Consider the following 17,304-nt stretch of genomic DNA (forward strand, 5'->3'; position numbering starts at 1 on the left):
AAACTGGTTGCCTGCTTGTCTTCAATCAGTGTTTGAACAGCTTCAAGGTGGAACGCGGTGTGGTTGTCCAAATCGATGGCTGCAAGGCCGCCAATCTCAAGGCCCCATTTTGACTGTCCTGCACACCCTGACCAGTACCAGCCCACACCGGGTGTTTTCTTTCCTGATTTATTGATGTAGCTCGGGTCAAATGCTATTACAAACCGGCTGCCACCATGCGAAAGGGTAAGTTCTTTGTTGAAATCGAGCCAGGGGAAAGGTTTTTCAAATTGTTGTCGGTATCTTTGTTCTTTAAAATTTCCGAAACGGCCGAGCTGTAAAAAGTTAACACGCCCTTTAATGGAAAGCAAAAGGATAACGACTTCGCAGAAAAAGTCTTTCCTGCATTTGTTGAAAACCGATATTTTGTTTAACGTTCTGATAATTAATGAATTATAATTATTATATCCCCTGGTAGTCATTCTATAACAGATTTGTGGTAAAATCCATTAAGATACTGATTATCAGGGGTTTAATCAAATATTCCGATGGTTTATTTTGCTCATTTTCAAATAGTTATCCACATTTTTAACGAAGTATTGTTTATTTAAAACCTTTCTAAAAAAATAAACTGCTTTTATCCTTAAATGTTGACCGGTGAACTGATTTTTTTACCAATAACCTTTTATTCCCTGTGATTTTTGTAATTTTAATTCCACAAAAAAACCAACAAAATGGAAAAACATATAAACATCATTGCTGCCCTTCACATCGGGCTAAGTATTTTGGGAATCCTCGCCGGAATATTTGTGTTCATTGTATTACAGTTTGCAGGCGGAATGTCAAACGATCACCAGGCCCAAATCGTGCTGACAATAATCGCACAGGTACTCACCGGGTTTATCGTATTTCTAAGCCTGCCCGGAATAATAGCCGGCATCGGGCTTTTTAAACGAAAAGAGTGGGCCCGCATCCTGACCTTAATTATTTCTGTACTCGATCTTATTAATTTCCCCATCGGGACGGCTGTTGGAGTTTATTCTATCTGGGCTTTGTCGCAACCCGAAATAGTTGAACAATTCAAAAAGAATAGCAGTGGTACAATACAAAATTGAAATCAACGGACGAGTGCAGGGAGTAGGATTTCGTTATTTTGTTCAGAAGAAAGCGGACGAGCTAAACATTAAAGGCTGGGTGAAAAACACGCCCCGCGGAAGTGTTGAAGTAATGGCCCAGGGCGATGAAACGGATGTGGATACTTTTACTGATTATCTGCGCATGGGCCCGTCCATGGCACGTGTAAAAAACCTTTCAAAAACCCAAATGCCCGATCTGGAAAATTTCAGCCGGTTTGAAGTTAAATATTGACTTTCTGACTAAAAACTCGCCGGACCTAAAAAAATTAAAAGATTGCTTATCAAAAAATATTAAAATGAAGAATTATCACCTTACCCCCGAACAATTCAGAGAAGAAGGGAAAAAAATCATCGACTGGATTGCCGATTATTACGAAAACATTGAAAAATACCCGGTTTTGTCACAAGTTGAGCCAGGGGAGATTAAAGCCTCGTTACCTGAGCAACCACCGCAAAAAGGCGAACCGTTCAGCCAGATTATGCACGACCTGGATGAAAAAATTATGTCGGGAATTACCCATTGGCAGTCGCCCAATTTTTACGGATATTTTCCATCCAACACTTCGTTTCCCTCCATTTTGGGCGATTTGGTTTCGTCAGGACTGGGCGTTCAGGGAATGATTTGGGCCACCAGCCCGGCAGCTACCGAACTGGAAACGCGCGTACTTGACTGGCTGGCCGAAATGATGGACATGCCCGAAAAGTTTAAATCCACTTCCACCGGCGGCGGAGTGATCCAGGACACCGCCTCCACGTCGGCACTCACCGCAGTGATTGCCGCACGTGAGCGTGCTACGAAATACGAATCGAACAAAACCGGTGTGCGGCAGAAACTGGTGGCCTACGTTTCGTCGCAAACCCATTCATCACTCGAAAAAGCCATTAAAATGGCCGGAATCGGCAGCGAAAACCTCCGAATGATTGATGTGGACGACCAGTTTGCCATGCGCCCCGAAATGCTTCAAAAGCAAATTCAGGAAGACAAAAAAAACGGGCTCCTGCCCTTTTTCGTGTGCGCAACCATTGGCACTACCTCCTCCACCGCGATGGATCCGGTGCGGGAAATCGGCGAAATTTGCCGCGCAGAAAACTGCTGGCTGCATGTTGATGCTGCCATGGCCGGAACTGCAATGGCCTGCCCCGAATTCAGGCACCTGAAAGACGGTGTGGAACTGGCCGACAGTTACTGTTTCAACCCGCACAAATGGATGTTTACCAATTTGGACTGCGACGTGTTTTGGGTAGCCAACCGCAACGAGCTCATCAACACCTTTTCCATTTTGCCCGAATACCTGAAAAATAAAGCCACCGAAACGGGTGCCGTGTTCGATTACCGCGACTGGCACGTGCAGCTGGGCCGGAGGTTCCGGTCGCTGAAACTTTGGTTTGTTATCCGGCATTACGGCGCAGAAGGATTGCAATTCCACATCAGGAAACATGTGGAAATGGCGCAAAATTTTGCCAGCTGGGTAAGAGAATCAGATGATTTTGAAATCGTTGTGGAACCACAGATCAACCTGGTTTGTTTCCGGCATAAATCGGATGATGATTTCAACATGAAATTAATGAACACGGTAAACGAAACCGGCAAAGCGTTTTTCACACACACCAAACTGAACAACCGGGTTGTGCTGCGCATGAGCATTGGGCAAACCCATACCGAGGAAAGACATGTGAAGGAAACATGGCAGCTGATTAAAGCAACTGCCGAACATCTGCTTAAAAACCGAAAAGCTAAAAATTAATAATTTTTATAAGTGTAATTTTTACTTTTAAAGAAGTTTTTTTACATTTAGCTTCAATATTTTAAAACATAAAAACATGATAGATTTTAATCAGTTCGAAATCTGGTTTGTTACAGGCAGCCAGCATTTATATGGCGAAGAAACATTAAAACAGGTAGATGCCGATTCGGCAGAAATTGTAAAAGGTTTGAATGCTTCCGGAAAATTACCGGTAAATATTGTATTTAAACCAGTGGTTAAAACCCCCGACGAAATTCTGGACATTTGTGTGCAGGCAAGTTCCAACCCCAAATGTATTGGGATGATTACCTGGATGCACACTTTTTCACCAGCCAAAATGTGGATTGGCGGTTTAAAAGCGTTGAGCAAACCTTACATGCACTTACATACCCAGTTCAACCGTGATTTGCCCTGGAGCAAAATCGACATGGATTATATGAACCTGCACCAGAGTGCACACGGCGACCGCGAATATGGTTTTATCAATACGCGGATGCGCAAAAACCGCAAGGTAGTGGTTGGCCACTGGCAGGATGAAAAAGTGCAGAACCAGATTGCCGTTTGGTGCCGCACGGCCATTGGCTGGGCCGATTCGCAGGGACTGAAAGTAGCCCGCTTTGGCGATAACATGCGCGAAGTAGCCGTTACAGAAGGCGACAAAGTGGAAGCACAGATTAAATTTGGCTGGCAGATTTCGGCTTATGGCCCGGGCGATTTGGTGGCGCAGGTGGAAAATGTAACCGATGCTGAAGTGGATGAGCTTTACAAAGAATATGAAAAGCTTTACGACGTGGCAGAAAACTGCAAACCCGGAAATGAATACCATGAGAATGTCCGGGTGCAGGCACGTTACGAAATTGCCCTGAAACGTTTTATGGAAGAAGGAAATTTCAAGGCCTTTACTACCAACTTCGAAAACCTGACCGGACTCGACCAGTTGCCGGGACTGGCATCGCAGCGACTGATGGCTGCAGGTTACGGTTTTGGCGCCGAAGGCGACTGGAAACAGGCAGCCATGCTGCGGATTGTGAAAACCATGTCGGCCGGAATGGAAGGCGGAAGCTCATTTATGGAAGATTACACCTACCACATGGATCCGCAAAATGAAGCCGTTTTGGGCGCGCACATGCTGGAAATCTGCCCGTCGATTGCAGCCCAAAAACCACGCCTCGAAGTTCATCCGCTGGGAATTGGCGGCAAAGATGCCCCGGCACGGCTGGTTTTTGAAAGTGCCACGGGAGATGCCATGAATGTTACCTTAATAGATATGGGCAACCGGTTCCGGTTTATTGTAAACACGCTCGACGTGATTGAACCATTAGATAAAATGCCTAAATTACCCGTTTCGTCAGCATTCTGGAAAACGCACCCCAACCTGGCCGACGGGGCAGCGGCATGGATTTATGCCGGCGGAACGCACCACTCCGCTTTCACGCTGGCACTGACACCGGAATACATTGAAACGTTTGCCGAATATGCCGATGTGGAATTTGTTGTAATCGACAAAAACACAAAAGTTGATGAGTTCAAAAAAGAGCTGCGCTGGAATGAAATCTACTACATGCTTGCCAATGGGCTGAAATAATTGTAAAGCAGGGTTTACCAAAATAAAAAAGCAGTTTGCCATTCAATAGTATTCTTTTAATTCGAAGGCAGCTGCTTTTTGTTTTAATTGTGAAAATCCGGAAACCCGATTGTAGTTCCCCAGATACCTAAACTATCCATAAACTGATAATTGCGGTTGAAAAAACGAAGGCTATTGTTGCGCAATGCGGTTTTTGCCAATTATTCTTTTTCGCACCACATCGTAATCGCGCTGATAATTAATTACCGAAACGCCCTTGTTCATGTAGCCGCCAAAAGGAGATACTTTTTCAAACTTATAATTCCCCTGAACCAGATTGGTTCGCATGTAAGGAAGGCACGCTTCAAAATGTTTTCCGTAATTTTTTAGCGCGTTCAGAAAATAAAAAGCCACATCGTAACCCTGTGCACCAAAATTATCAGGTTCAGTATGAAAGTTCGCTTTGAATTTATTAATGAACTGGATGGTTGCAGGATCTTTGTAATCAATCCAGTAAGGATCAATATAGTGCAGTTTCAAGTTGAAATAATACGCTAAATCGATGCTGCTGAATTGTTCGTACCTGTTAAAACCGATGAGCGTAATTGAATAATCGTCGGCCCTGTTATTGATATTTGAAAGAGCCACGCTAATCTCGCCTTCGTTTAGTGAAGGTACAAAAACAACATTCTCTTTGGTACGCGACAAAATCCGGCCAAAGCCAAAAGGCCCTTCGCTGTTGAAATCGTAAACACTAAAATTAACGCCCTGCTGTTGCCCCCAGTATCCTGACTGATATAATCGTTCTTTTGTTAACTCAACCACCCTTTCGGCATCCGCATTATTTTGGTCGCCGGCTTCAAAAACAATAAAATTACTGTTGAAATATTCTTCTGCGATAAATTCCGCAGTTTTTTCAGCCAGATAATCGCGCGACGGGTTAATCTGAAACAGATACGGATTGCTTTGCAAATCGGCCGATTGCGATGCCAGCGGCGAAACCATGGGAATGCGGTTTTTGGCTGATATTTCAGAAACCTGCTGCTGCACCTGTGAATAAACAGGACCAATTATTAAATCGGTTTCCAGAAATTCCTCACTGTAAATAAACTTTCGGATTGAATCCGGATTTTGCTGCGTATCGAAAACATGCAACCTGATATTCATTCCTTCCTGCTCCAGGGAATCTATTGCCAGGAGCACCCCTTCGTAAAACTGCAGGAAATCTTCACTGTTTCTGTAAAAGCTGTGAAACATTTCCTGGGTCAACTCCTGTTCAATTAAAGTGTCAGTCTCTTCCGGTAATTCATCAATTAAAGGATTATCAGAAAAAGCAAGGTCGTTCATTTGGGTGGTGTCCGGCATAATAATTTCCCGGTTGAGCGTATCATTCGCATACACATAAAACGGCAGAAACAAAGCCACATCGTAAACCTGGCTTACAAAACTTTCACTGATCGCCGGCAGGCAATAATCGGGTATTTCCGCAGGAAGCTCAACCTCGTAATAATCGGTATCGAATTCTGGTTCTTCAGAAGCAACAAAAACGGAATCTTTTTCTTTCTCTTTCATGAAAGTTGCAATTTCCTCATCTGGCTTTCTCGGAATTAAAATGGTTTCTCCCAAAACAAGGTTTCGGTTTTCGAGGGCCGGGTTAAATTTCCGAATTTCAGGAATTGAAATATTGTATTTTGTTGCCAGCCCAAATAATGTTTCCCCCTGTGCAACATTATGCCTGATAAAAGCCTCTTCGTTTTTGGGTTCCGGGCTGGCCAGTTCCTGCTCCTCAACCGGAATTTTAATTGAAACGCCTGCCGGAAAGCCACTCTCCAAAACCGGGTTCAGACTTTTCAGCTCATCTTCATCCACATTGTATTTTTGAGAAATGCCCCACAGTGTTTCGCCCGACACAATGGTGTGTGTAAAATATTTTCCTGAAATACTTTCAGCATCAAACCCTTCACTTTCATCGGGCCATTGTACATCGTCCTGAAACTGCGAAATATCCTCATCAGGCCTGTCTGTTTCTTCTGCAACGGTCTGTTCTGTTTGTGGAAGGTAAATAATACTGCCGGCTTTTAAATCTTTGGCTCCGGGGTTATAAAAAAGAATTTCGCTTTGCGATACGTTATATTTTTTCGAAATTGAATACAGCGTTTCTCCCTGTGCCACTTCGTGTTTTATCAGCTGGTCGCCATCGTCCTGCTCCAGAGGTTTTTCTGCGGCCGGGAATTGTTCGGTTTTGTCCACCTGATCTTCCGCCGCCTCCCAACGGGGAATGCGTAGTTTTACACCTTTTCTGAAACGCTGTACTTCAGGATTATAGGCATATATTTCCTCAACAGTTATTCCGTATTGTTTGGCAATAAAATAGGGCGTCTCTTTTCGGGAAGAAATGGTATGAAAAATAAATTTCGAAGGATCTCCTTTCTGGTAAATTGGTTTTTCACTGAGATCCGCTTCTTCGCGGTAAGGAATTTTTAAAATCTCCCCTATTTTCAAACCATCTGACAATTCAGGATTATGAGCAACCAGTTCATTGCTGTCCACATTAAACCGTTGGGTGATGGAATACATTGTTTCGCCGGTGCGCACCTGGTGTAATATATACTTTTCTCCTTTTATCACCACCAGTTCGTTTTCCTTCAATTGCTGGGCATTCGCCCCGATACTAAAGGCTAAAAAGAAAAAAACGATAATTAACGGCTGAGAAAATTTCATTTTAAAAAACCGGTTTTAAAAATTCGTTCAAAAATAATAATAAATGATCATCCCTAAATTGAAAACGCTGTTATTTCAAAATAATTTTAGATTCAGAAACAGTTGAAGTATAATGCGAATAAAAGAAATCCGGCAGAACCCGTTTAAAAGCAGTAATGATGCCTGCATGTTAACACTTTCAACTTTTTCAGCTGCAACGGAATAAATTTTACATGGTTATTTTTACTTTTGCTTTTTAAACGGAAGCATTCATTATAAATTATTATCCATGCAGGAAAAAATTCTGATTCTCGATTTCGGCTCACAGTACACTCAGCTAATCGGCCGAAAAATCCGTGAGCTCAATGTTTATTGCGAAATTCATCCATTTAACCATTTCCCGGAAATTGACGAAACCGTAAAAGGCGTGATTCTTTCGGGCAGTCCCTTTTCTGTGCGCGACAAAAAAGCTCCACAACCCGATTTATCAAAAATTAAAGGAAAAATACCGGTGCTTGGAATTTGTTACGGGGCACAATACATGGCTCACTTTTTTGGTGGCGAAGTGGCTCCGTCCGATTCCAGGGAATACGGAAGGGCAAAATTAGGATTCATCGATCACGACTGCCCTTTGTTTCAGGACGTCAGCCTGCACACCCAGGTTTGGATGTCGCATGGAGATACCATTACCAAACTTCCAGAAAATTTCAAAGTAGTGGCTTCAACCGAAGATGTAAATTTTGCAGCCTATAAAATCGATAACGAATTAACCTATGCCATTCAGTTTCACCCCGAAGTTTACCACACCACCGAAGGGCAGCAGGTGTTAAAAAACTTTGCAGTTGATATTTGTGAATGCGAACAAACCTGGACCCCCCTGTCGTTTGTAGAAGCAACCGTTAAAGAACTTCAGAAAAAACTTGGCAGCGATAAAGTTGTTCTTGGCCTTTCAGGCGGAGTGGATTCGTCGGTTACAGCTGTGCTTTTAAATGAAGCCATTGGAAGCAACCTCACCTGCATTTTTGTGGATAACGGCTTGTTGAGAAAAGATGAATTTAAAAATGTGTTGCACTCCTACGAAAATATGGGACTGAATGTAATTGGAGTGGATGCCAAACATAAATTCTGGAACGACCTCAGGGGAATTACCGACCCGGAGGAGAAGCGAAAAATAATTGGCCGGAATTTCATCGAAGTGTTCGATGCTGAAGCAAAAAAGATAAAAGATGTTAAATGGCTGGCACAAGGAACTATTTACCCCGATGTAATAGAATCGGTGTCGGTAAACGGCCCTTCGGCCACTATTAAATCGCACCACAACGTGGGAGGGCTTCCTGAAAAAATGCATTTAAAAGTTGTGGAGCCACTTCGGTTGTTGTTTAAAGATGAAGTGAGACGCGTGGGGAAAGCACTCAATATTAAACAAGAATTACTGGGCCGCCATCCATTCCCGGGGCCAGGTTTGGGAATCAGAATCCTGAGCGATGTGACCCCCGAAAAAGTGCGAATGCTGCAGGAAGCCGATGCCATTTTTGTAAACGGATTAAAAAACTGGGGACTTTATGATAAAGTTTGGCAGGCAGGCGTAATTTTGCTGCCCATACAATCGGTTGGCGTGATGGGCGACGAGCGAACTTACGAAAATACAGTAGCGCTGCGCGCAGTTGCCTCAACCGATGGAATGACAGCCGACTGGGTGCATCTTCCGTACGATTTTCTTGCAAAAATGTCCAATGAAATCATCAACCGGGTGAGAGGAATTAACCGTGTGGTTTACGACATCAGCTCGAAGCCACCCGCAACAATTGAGTGGGAATAAACGTTTTTTCGATTAAGCCCGGCAGATAGTTTGGCGTGATAATTGAAATTAAAAGTATAAATTAAAACGAAATTTAAGATGACATATCACCGAAATATAAAAAAATGGCGTCAGAATTTGTTACTCCTGATATCATTGTTTGTATTGGCACCTGCCTTTTTGAGTGCACAGGAGTCAGTTCAAAAGAACCAGTTGAAATTTGGCCGGCTGTTACGGCTTGTTGACAGTTATTATGTTGACACTACCAACGTGGACGAACTCACAGAGAATTCCATAGTGCACCTGTTAAGTGAGTTGGACCCGCATTCGGTTTATATTTCGAAAGAAGAAGTGCAAAGAATGAACGAACCGCTGCAGGGTAATTTCGAAGGGATTGGAATTTCATTCAATATATTTAAAGACACCTTGCTGGTAACAACAACAATCCCGGGCGGTCCTTCAGAAAAAGTGGGAGTACGCGCCGGTGACCGCATTGTTGAAGTGGATGGCGAAAATATTGCCGGTACAGGAATTAAGAACAGCGATGTTTTTGATTTGCTGCGTGGGAAAAAAGGAACTAAAGTTGAAATTAAAGTAGTGCGGAAAAGTTCCGACAAAATGCTCGAATTTAAAATTATCCGCGACAAAATTCCTATCAACAGCCTCGATGCATCTTATATGCTTGATGAATCAACAGGCTACATAAAGCTGAATAAATTTTCGGCCACAACCACCGATGAATTTACTGAAGCGATGAATCAACTTAACCAGCAAAACATTGAAAATTTGGTTCTCGATTTACGAGGCAACGGAGGCGGGTACCTGAAAACCGCCATTGAAATATCTGATCAATTCCTTGAAAATAACAAGCTGGTGGTTTACACTGAAGGGACCAATGAACCCAAAAGGGAATACAACGCCACTACTTCAGGCATTTTTGAAAATGGCAACCTAATAGTTTTAGTTGATGAATCTTCGGCATCTGCAAGCGAAATTGTATCCGGTGCTGTTCAGGACTGGGACCGCGGCCTGGTTATCGGACGCCGGTCGTTTGGAAAAGGACTGGTTCAAAAGCCCTATTTTTTAACTGATGGTTCAGTCGTTCGGCTCACTACGGCACACTACTACACACCAAGCGGAAGATGCATTCAGAAACCTTACGACAACGGTACCGAAGATTACCGGAGAGACCGGTTTGAACGCATGGCCGCCGGGGAGTTCTTCAGCAAAGACAGTATCGATTTGGTCGATTCACTGAAATACAAAACACTCGTTAACGGACGTACCGTTTACGGCGGAGGTGGGGTAATGCCCGACATTTTCGTCCCCATGGATACATCAAGTTATTTCCGCTACTACAACAGACTGAGGCGCAATCAGATTGTTTACAATTTTGTACTCGACTACGTGGATAAAAACCGTTCAAAACTTAAACGGAAATATGCTGAATTTGATGGCTTCAACACAAATTTTGAAGTAACAGAGGATATGGTAAATACAATTGTTGCCAACGGCGAAAAAGAAGGTATTGAAAAAGACCAGAAAAGCCTCGACTTTACCAGGGTGAATATGAAGAGAGAAATTAAAGCATTGATTGCACGGGATATTTTTGCGAGGGATGATTTCTATAAAATAATTAACGAAGACGATGATGCAATCCGTAAAGCTTTAGAGGTGATAAAAAATCAGGAACAATACAATAACCTACTGGTTTCGACTGAGTAAATAAACCATGGCAGAAGTTTTAACCACCTGGTTGTGGAGTAATAAAATTGAATTAATTGGTGCCATACTGGGTTTATTATACATCCTCTTTTCCATCAGGCAGCACATTTTAACGTGGGCAACAGGGCTTTTAACATCAGCGCTTTACATCGTCGTGTTTTTTCAGTCTGGCTTCTATGCCGACATGGGCCTGCAGGTTTATTATGTTTTCATAAGCATTTACGGGTGGTATTTTTGGTTAAAAGGCGAAAAAAAAGCAGCCCGGAACAGCGAACAACAGGTTCCGGTTACCAGAATAAAAAAATGGGTTTTGGTAAAATCCGCAATTGTAACCCTGCTTATTTTTCTGTTTTTAATTTTTATCCTGAAAAGATTTACCGATTCAACAGTTCCGGTAATGGACTCGCTGACAACTGCCTTGAGCATAACCGCCACGTGGATGCTGGCAAAAAAATATATTGAGCACTGGATCATCTGGATTTTTGTTGACTTCTTTTCTGCCGGATTATATGTTTACAAAAATCTTTGGCCAACGGTGGTGTTGTTTATTGTTTATGCCGTTATGGCAATTGTTGGATACCTGGAGTGGAAGAAGGATTTGAACAAAGCAGAATTAACATCCGGTTTGAAAAAAGCATGATTTTTTTCGCACACGCTGATAAATTTAATCCAACTGCACACAAAAGGAAGTAAATAGTTGAAACATGAATGCATCTCAAAAAATAATTGTTATAACCGGGGCCGAATCAACCGGGAAAAGTGTCCTTACAGAATGGCTGGCCAAATATTTCCATGCCCCTTTTTTACCCGAATTTGCCCGAGAACACATTGAAAACCTGAAAAGAAAATATACCTACGATGATGTTGAAATAATTGCACACGAACAGGTTTCAAGCTTAAAAACAATACAAAATAAAAATTCAGGTGCCCCTTACATTTTCCTTGACACCTGGCTCATTATCACAAAAATTTGGTTTGAAGTGGTTTTTAACCATCTGCCCTCGTGGCTCGATGATCAAATAAAAAATACACCAATTGATTTATTTCTGATTTGCGATACTGATTTACCCTGGATTCCCGATCCCGTAAGAGAAAACGGTGGAGAGCAACGCGAAATCCTCCAGCAAAAATACATCGAAACGATTAAAGACTACAATTTCAATTACAAAATTGTAAGTGGAAAAAATCAGGAACGAAATAATAATGCATTGCAAAACCTGCTCCGGATGAACAGTTAAGGTTAAACTGATTCATTCCAGGATTGTTCGAAAAAATAATTGCATTTATAAAAACATTACCCTATTTAATTCAGATATTGCAGGAAAGAAAAATAGTTCAATATTATGCCAAGACAAGAATTTGAAGATAGAATTTCGAAAACAGTTGAAAGTCTGAGTGACCCCAAAACCTACAATGTTGTTTGTCATGAACACCGGCTGGGCGAACCCCTGCCATCCATTGCCAAACTACGGAAAGTAGTAAATATGATCAGGGAAATACTTTTCCCCGGTTATTTTGGCAACACATCGTTAAGGCCCAACACCACCCGTCACTACATGGGAGTTTATGTGGATGAACTACACGAACTCCTAAGTGAAGAAATCCTTGCAGGAATGTGTTTTGAATGCCAGGACGATAATTCTGTCAAAATTGATAAACACAAAGCAAGGGCAAAAGAGACTGCTGCCTGTTTTATTGAAAATCTACCTGAAATTCGACGGAAACTGGTTGCTGATGTGAATGCTACATTCATTAATGACCCGGCAGCACGGAATCTGGGCGAAGTCATTTTTTGCTATCCGGGTATTCGGGCAATCACAAATTACCGGGTTGCCCACAAGTTACTGGAGTTAGAAATACCGCTGATTCCGCGTTTTATATCGGAAATGGCACACAGCGAAACGGGAATAGACATTCACCCGCGTGCCAAAATCGGTGAAAATTTCACGATTGATCATGGCACAGGCGTTGTTATCGGGTCAACCAGCATCATTGGAAATAATGTAAAAATCTACCAGGGCGTTACCCTTGGTGCCAAAAGCTTTCCGCTCGACGATGAAGGAAAACCGATTAAGGGAATTTTGAGGCATCCTGTAGTGGAAGATAATGTTGTTATTTATTCGGGAGCCACAATTCTCGGTCGCATCACAATTGGAGAAGGATCGGTTATTGGTGGTAATGTTTGGGTTACACGAAATATCCCACCAAAATCAAGAATTGTGCAATCGCGACCTAAATCAACTACTTTTGCAGATGGCTCAGGAATCTAAATCATCAAAAAACAAATATCTTGGAAAAATATAACTTAATAGCCAAAACATTTTCAGGGCTTGAACCTGTTCTGGCCAACGAAATCAAAAACATCGGCGGACAAAACATCAACCAGGGCCGGAGAGCAGTTTTTTATGAAGGAGACAAGGAATTAATATATAAATCGAACTATTACCTGAGGACTGCGCTGCGAATTCTGAAAGAAATTGATTCGTTTCAGTTTAAAGATGTGGACCATTTTTATTTGAAATGCAAAAAAATTAACTGGGAGAAATATTTGAACATCAACCAAAGTTTTGCCATTAGTAGCACCGTAATTCATTCGAATGATTTCCGAAATTCGATGTTTGCCTCGTTGAAGGTAAAAGATGCCATTGCCGATTATTTTCGGCAAAAGAAAGGGAAAAGACCAAATGTAGATACCCAAACCCCGGAAGTCATTATTAACGCTCACATCAATAAAAACATCTGCAGTCTGTCAATTGACAGTTCGGGTGAATCGTTGCACAAACGAGGCTACCGTACCAAACAGGGCGAAGCTCCCCTGAGCGAAGTTTTGGCAGCAGGCATGATTTTGCTATCGGGCTGGAATGGACAAACTGATTTTATTGATCCGATGTGTGGTTCGGGCACCCTGCCGATTGAAGCCGCAATGATAGCACAAAATATCCCGGCAGGCAGGTTCAGAAAAAACTATGCATTCATGGAATGGGCAGATTACGATGAACTATTATTTGAAAAAATTAAAGCGGAACAAAATATCACTCCTTTTTCAAAACAAATTTTTGCGTCCGACATATCGAGGAGCAATGTTTTAAATGCAGAAACCAATGCACGACGGGCAAGAGTTTATGCCAACATCACTTTTCAAACTGCAGATATAAAAGATTTGGAAATCAATTGCAACAATGCCACGATAATTATCAATCCTCCGTATGGCGAAAGATTAAAACAACAAAACATCGATAAGTTGTACAGTTTATTGGGGGAACGCATGAAACATCAGTTTGCAGGCAATACCGCCTGGGTACTGACATCATCAAAAGAGTACCTCAAAAACATAGGCCTTAAACCCGCTCAAAAAAATACGCTTTTCAACGGATCATTGGAATGTTCGTACGTAAAATATCCTTTATTTAAAGGGAAAAGGATAAAGAAATAATGGAGTGCCCACAAAACCGGCACACATCATTTTCTCACAAACGGGAAAAGCATCCGGATTTTACTAATTGCCTTCTTCTTCGTCAAACTCGAAAATATCTTTCTCACGGGTATCAGGTCTTACATCACCACCACCGCGAACCTGCAACATTTCGTTAGAAGTTAATACATCAAAACCGTTGAAATTTCTTTTTTCTTCTGTACTTGCAAAAAACTTTTTCATCACAAATTAATTTAAACCGTTAAACTTGAAAAACACACATTCTATATATATATTCCGAAAAATGGAAAAAGGTAACCCCCGAATTGGAAAAAAATTTTAAAAGCGTAATTTTGATAACGGCCAAAACGTAATTATAATGCAAACGAAAATTGTAAAATTTCTTTTATTTCTCCTTTTAATTTACACCAGCGTAAGTGCTCATAACCAAAACCTTAAAACAGATTCATTACGGGCAATTGAATTACGAAATGAGGCTTTAAACCACTTCCGAAATTCCCGTTATATTGAAGCTGAATTTTTTTTCAAAAAAACTTTAGAAACATACATCAGGCTTTATGGACAGAAATCATACGAAACAGGAAGTATTTACAGTGCACTGGGAATTACCTACAGAAATTTGGGGGATTTTGAACAGGCTATTGAATATTTCCTGCTTGCTGAAAAAGCATATTCACAGGCATACGAACAAAACAAGATGGCAATAGCCCGTTTATATAATAACATAGGAAATGTGTATTTAAATTCTTTGGATTACAATACAGCACTTGACTATTACCAAAGAGCAGCTGCAATATATTTGGACCAGAAAGAAATTGATGAACAAGGCCTTGCCGACATTTATTACAATATTGCCAATATCCATTTTCAATTAAAAAATCACAGAGAAATTATTCAAATTATTGAAAAATATTTACCCTTTTCATATTCTGACACCAAACTATTTTTTTTAAGCCTACAAGCTGCTACTCTGCAAGAAATTGATGATTACAATGAAGCATATAACAGTTATAAAAAAGCTATTGATTATGCAAGAGACTACTATTCTGAAAACGATTTAAATTTAGTACTCGAATATTTAAATTTTACCCGATTTTTGATTTACAACAATCACTTTGATGAAGCTGAAAAAAATTTAACCAGGGTAAAAAACATATTTTCTGAAAAGAATATTACACAGGGAAATAATCTGTCATTATACTTTAAGACCCTTGGTGTTTACCACGAGAACCTAAAAGTAGAAACCCAAAACATTGACGATTTCAGGCAACAAAAATCGGCCAACCTTAAAGAAGCGATAAGGAGTTATGAAAAAGGGCTGGAAGCCTTAAATTTCGATTTGAACGCGCTTTCAGGCGACACATTCGATTTGGGGCAAACGCTTTCGCTTACCCAAACCCTGGAGTTTTTAAAGCTGATTGCCGATACGTATGCCCAGATTGCCAATGTTTACGAGGATAAAAAGCAGGCGCATTATTCGCAAGCACTCAACAATGCGCTCGACCACTACAAAGTTACTTCCGACATTATTCAGCAGGCACGCAGGGAAATCTATTCTGACGACAGTAAAATTCAGCTCAGCGCGCTCGAAGAGGCCACCTTCAATAAAATTATCCAGACCGCTTTCAAAGCCTATGAAATAAATAATGAGCAGGACGTAGCGGAATTCGCCTTCAATAACGCTGAACGGATTAAATCCAGTGCAGTTTTCGACCGGATTACCGACCAGCTGGCCAAAGAAAACAGTTTAATTCCTGACAGCCTTACCCAATTGGAGCGCAACCTCAATTTCAGAATTACTTCAAACAATGAGAAGCTGTATAATTTAACTTCATCTGAAAATCCTGAACATGAAGCAATTGAAAAAACCGACTCATTGCTTTTCGAATTAAAAAAGCAGCGTGAAGAACTGAACCAGTATCTCGAAAAAAACTACAGCGATTTTTATGAATTAAAATACGCCAATTCGGCGGCCAGAATCCCTGAAATTCAGCAAAACCTGATAAAAAATGAAGTACTTATCGAATATGTTTTAAACGAAACAGACTCAATTCCTGAACTTTACACGTTTTTTATTTCGCCTGAAAAATTCAGCTTTACCAAACAAAATATTTCAGCTGGTTTTATTTCCGATATTGAAAGTACGTTCCGCTTCATGTCCAATCCGCGGTATTTATTCACAACAAATGAAGACTCAAAACAATACTGCGTTTCTGCCCATAAACTCTACAACAAACTAATTGAGCCCTTTTCAGCTTCAATACACGATAAAAAAATTACAATTATCCCCGACGGAAAATTAAGTTATATCCCGTTTGAAGCCCTGCTGGTTGAATTGCCTGATACGACATCGCAAATACAATTTGCACGTTTGCCCTATTTTATCAGGAACAATACGGTAAATTATGCATATTCTGCCAATCTGCACTTTAAATTTAACGACCAGCCACAAAAAGGACGCAACAAAGTTTTGGCCTTTGCCCCTGAATACAAAACTGACACAGTGGTATTTGAAAATGAAAAGATTAACCTGATTCCTTTGCCCGGCGTTCAGCGAGAAGTTGATTTAATAGCAGAAGAAGTTAAAACGAAGGTATTCAAAGGAAATGAAGCATCTGAGCTAAATTTCAGAGAAAACAGTGACGATTTCGAAATTTTGCACCTGGCAATGCATGCATTCATAAATGACTCCCTGCCGGCCTTTTCGCGTTTTGCTTTTGCCCAAAACAATAACGAAACCCCTGAAAATGACGGATGGCTGAACACTGCAGATATTTACAATCTTGACCTGAATGCCCGGCTCACAGTGTTAAGTGCCTGCAACACTGGCAGTGGCAGTTTAAAGGAAGGTGAAGGTGTAATGAGTCTTGCCCGGGGATTTTTGTATGCGGGTTGTCCTTCAATTGTTATGACCCAGTGGGAAGTAGAAGACAACGCAAGTACGCAAATAATGAGTTCGTTTTACAGCTACCTGAAAAAAGGTCGTCCAACAGATGAAGCGCTCCGGCTCGCAAAACTGAAATACCTCGAGGAAGCCAATCCGCGCATGGCGCACCCCCTCTATTGGTTGGGATATATCAGCATTGGAAATACAACGCCGCTATTCAGAAGTTATGATATTTATTTCTTCGGACTTCTAATTTTTGCCATTTTGGGCATTGCAATTGACCAAATTATTCGAATAAGAAAATCGCGTAAATAAATTTACTGAAAAATAGAATGTG

General features: G+C 41.3%; 14 protein-coding genes. 11 read left to right on the forward strand and 3 right to left on the reverse strand.

The genetic code is table 11. The features are described from left to right. Nucleotides 1–461 (reverse strand): hypothetical protein (locus BUC07_RS02400; RefSeq protein ID WP_217652628.1); only part of this gene is annotated, 461 nt, incomplete at its 3' end. Nucleotides 462–713: 252 nt separating this feature from the next. Between BUC07_RS02400 and BUC07_RS02405 the strand changes: the two genes are divergently transcribed. The 4 genes from BUC07_RS02405 (at nt 714) to araA (ending at nt 4,445) form a co-directional block, all read left to right on the forward strand. After that, nucleotides 714–1,094 carry a hypothetical protein gene (locus tag BUC07_RS02405; protein WP_073165027.1) on the forward strand — a complete coding sequence of 127 codons (381 nt, stop codon included), beginning with the start codon at nt 714–716 and terminating at the stop codon, nt 1,092–1,094. Continuing rightward, nucleotides 1,075–1,347, forward strand: coding sequence for an acylphosphatase (locus BUC07_RS02410; RefSeq protein ID WP_073165030.1), 273 nt, complete (start codon nt 1,075–1,077; stop codon nt 1,345–1,347). The genes BUC07_RS02405 and BUC07_RS02410 overlap by 20 nt, the downstream gene beginning before the upstream one ends. A gap of 64 nt (nt 1,348–1,411) precedes the next feature. Continuing rightward, nucleotides 1,412–2,860, forward strand: coding sequence for a pyridoxal-dependent decarboxylase (locus BUC07_RS02415; RefSeq protein ID WP_073165510.1), 1,449 nt, complete (start codon nt 1,412–1,414; stop codon nt 2,858–2,860). 76 nt (nt 2,861–2,936) lie between these two features. Continuing rightward, the gene (gene araA, locus BUC07_RS02420; RefSeq protein ID WP_073165033.1) at nt 2,937–4,445 is read left to right on the forward strand and encodes an L-arabinose isomerase; all 1,509 of its coding nucleotides are present in this window, start codon (nt 2,937–2,939) and stop codon (nt 4,443–4,445) included. A 171-nt stretch (nt 4,446–4,616) separates the two neighbouring features. Here araA and BUC07_RS02425 read toward each other — a convergent pair whose 3' ends face one another. Beyond that, nucleotides 4,617–7,145 carry a LysM peptidoglycan-binding domain-containing protein gene (locus BUC07_RS02425; RefSeq protein WP_073165035.1) on the reverse strand — a complete coding sequence of 843 codons (2,529 nt, stop codon included), beginning with the start codon at nt 7,143–7,145 and terminating at the stop codon, nt 4,617–4,619. 268 nt (nt 7,146–7,413) lie between these two features. On the opposite strand from BUC07_RS02425, the gene guaA reads away from it, so the two are divergent. The 6 genes from guaA to BUC07_RS02455 all read left to right on the forward strand — a co-directional run bounded on the left by guaA (nt 7,414) and on the right by BUC07_RS02455 (nt 14,080). Next, nucleotides 7,414–8,943, forward strand: coding sequence for a glutamine-hydrolyzing GMP synthase (guaA, locus tag BUC07_RS02430; RefSeq protein ID WP_073165038.1), 1,530 nt, complete (start codon nt 7,414–7,416; stop codon nt 8,941–8,943). Between the two features lie 78 nt (nt 8,944–9,021). Then, nucleotides 9,022–10,647: a S41 family peptidase gene (locus tag BUC07_RS02435; protein ID WP_073165041.1), complete on the forward strand. Its 1,626-nt coding sequence runs from the start codon at nt 9,022–9,024 to the stop codon at nt 10,645–10,647. Nucleotides 10,648–10,654: 7 nt separating this feature from the next. After that, nucleotides 10,655–11,287: a nicotinamide riboside transporter PnuC gene (gene pnuC, locus BUC07_RS02440; protein WP_073165044.1), complete on the forward strand. Its 633-nt coding sequence runs from the start codon at nt 10,655–10,657 to the stop codon at nt 11,285–11,287. Nucleotides 11,288–11,351: 64 nt separating this feature from the next. Beyond that, complete coding sequence (locus tag BUC07_RS02445; protein ID WP_073165046.1) at nt 11,352–11,885, forward strand: AAA family ATPase; 534 nt, start codon at nt 11,352–11,354, stop codon at nt 11,883–11,885. A gap of 105 nt (nt 11,886–11,990) precedes the next feature. Beyond that, nucleotides 11,991–12,917, forward strand: a complete 927-nt coding sequence (gene epsC, locus BUC07_RS02450; protein WP_073165049.1) for a serine O-acetyltransferase EpsC — start codon at nt 11,991–11,993, stop codon at nt 12,915–12,917. Nucleotides 12,918–12,937: 20 nt separating this feature from the next. Continuing rightward, nucleotides 12,938–14,080 (forward strand): THUMP domain-containing class I SAM-dependent RNA methyltransferase, encoded by a 1,143-nt coding sequence (locus BUC07_RS02455; protein WP_073165052.1) that lies wholly within the window; start codon nt 12,938–12,940, stop codon nt 14,078–14,080. A 63-nt stretch (nt 14,081–14,143) separates the two neighbouring features. Here BUC07_RS02455 and BUC07_RS20835 read toward each other — a convergent pair whose 3' ends face one another. After that, nucleotides 14,144–14,302, reverse strand: a complete 159-nt coding sequence (locus tag BUC07_RS20835; protein WP_175552447.1) for a hypothetical protein — start codon at nt 14,300–14,302, stop codon at nt 14,144–14,146. 136 nt (nt 14,303–14,438) lie between these two features. Here BUC07_RS20835 and BUC07_RS02460 point away from each other — a divergent pair, with 136 nt between their 5' ends. Then, nucleotides 14,439–17,282, forward strand: coding sequence for a CHAT domain-containing protein (locus BUC07_RS02460; RefSeq protein ID WP_073165055.1), 2,844 nt, complete (start codon nt 14,439–14,441; stop codon nt 17,280–17,282). The last annotated feature ends 22 nt before the right edge of the window (nt 17,283–17,304 follow it).

This window comes from Tangfeifania diversioriginum, assembly GCF_900141875.1.
Lineage (GTDB): Bacteria > Bacteroidota > Bacteroidia > Bacteroidales > Prolixibacteraceae > Tangfeifania > Tangfeifania diversioriginum.

Coding starts and splice junctions, on each gene's coding strand:
- BUC07_RS02405 (WP_073165027.1), top strand. CDS start 714: ATGGAAAAACATATAAACATCATTGCTGCCCTTCACATCGGGCTAAGT.
- BUC07_RS02415 (WP_073165510.1), top strand. CDS start 1,412: ATGAAGAATTATCACCTTACCCCCGAACAATTCAGAGAAGAAGGGAAA.
- araA (WP_073165033.1), top strand. CDS start 2,937: ATGATAGATTTTAATCAGTTCGAAATCTGGTTTGTTACAGGCAGCCAG.
- BUC07_RS02425 (WP_073165035.1), bottom strand. CDS start 7,145: ATGAAATTTTCTCAGCCGTTAATTATCGTTTTTTTCTTTTTAGCCTTT.
- guaA (WP_073165038.1), top strand. CDS start 7,414: ATGCAGGAAAAAATTCTGATTCTCGATTTCGGCTCACAGTACACTCAG.
- BUC07_RS02435 (WP_073165041.1), top strand. CDS start 9,022: ATGACATATCACCGAAATATAAAAAAATGGCGTCAGAATTTGTTACTC.
- pnuC (WP_073165044.1), top strand. CDS start 10,655: ATGGCAGAAGTTTTAACCACCTGGTTGTGGAGTAATAAAATTGAATTA.
- BUC07_RS02445 (WP_073165046.1), top strand. CDS start 11,352: ATGAATGCATCTCAAAAAATAATTGTTATAACCGGGGCCGAATCAACC.
- epsC (WP_073165049.1), top strand. CDS start 11,991: ATGCCAAGACAAGAATTTGAAGATAGAATTTCGAAAACAGTTGAAAGT.
- BUC07_RS20835 (WP_175552447.1), bottom strand. CDS start 14,302: ATGAAAAAGTTTTTTGCAAGTACAGAAGAAAAAAGAAATTTCAACGGT.
- BUC07_RS02460 (WP_073165055.1), top strand. CDS start 14,439: ATGCAAACGAAAATTGTAAAATTTCTTTTATTTCTCCTTTTAATTTAC.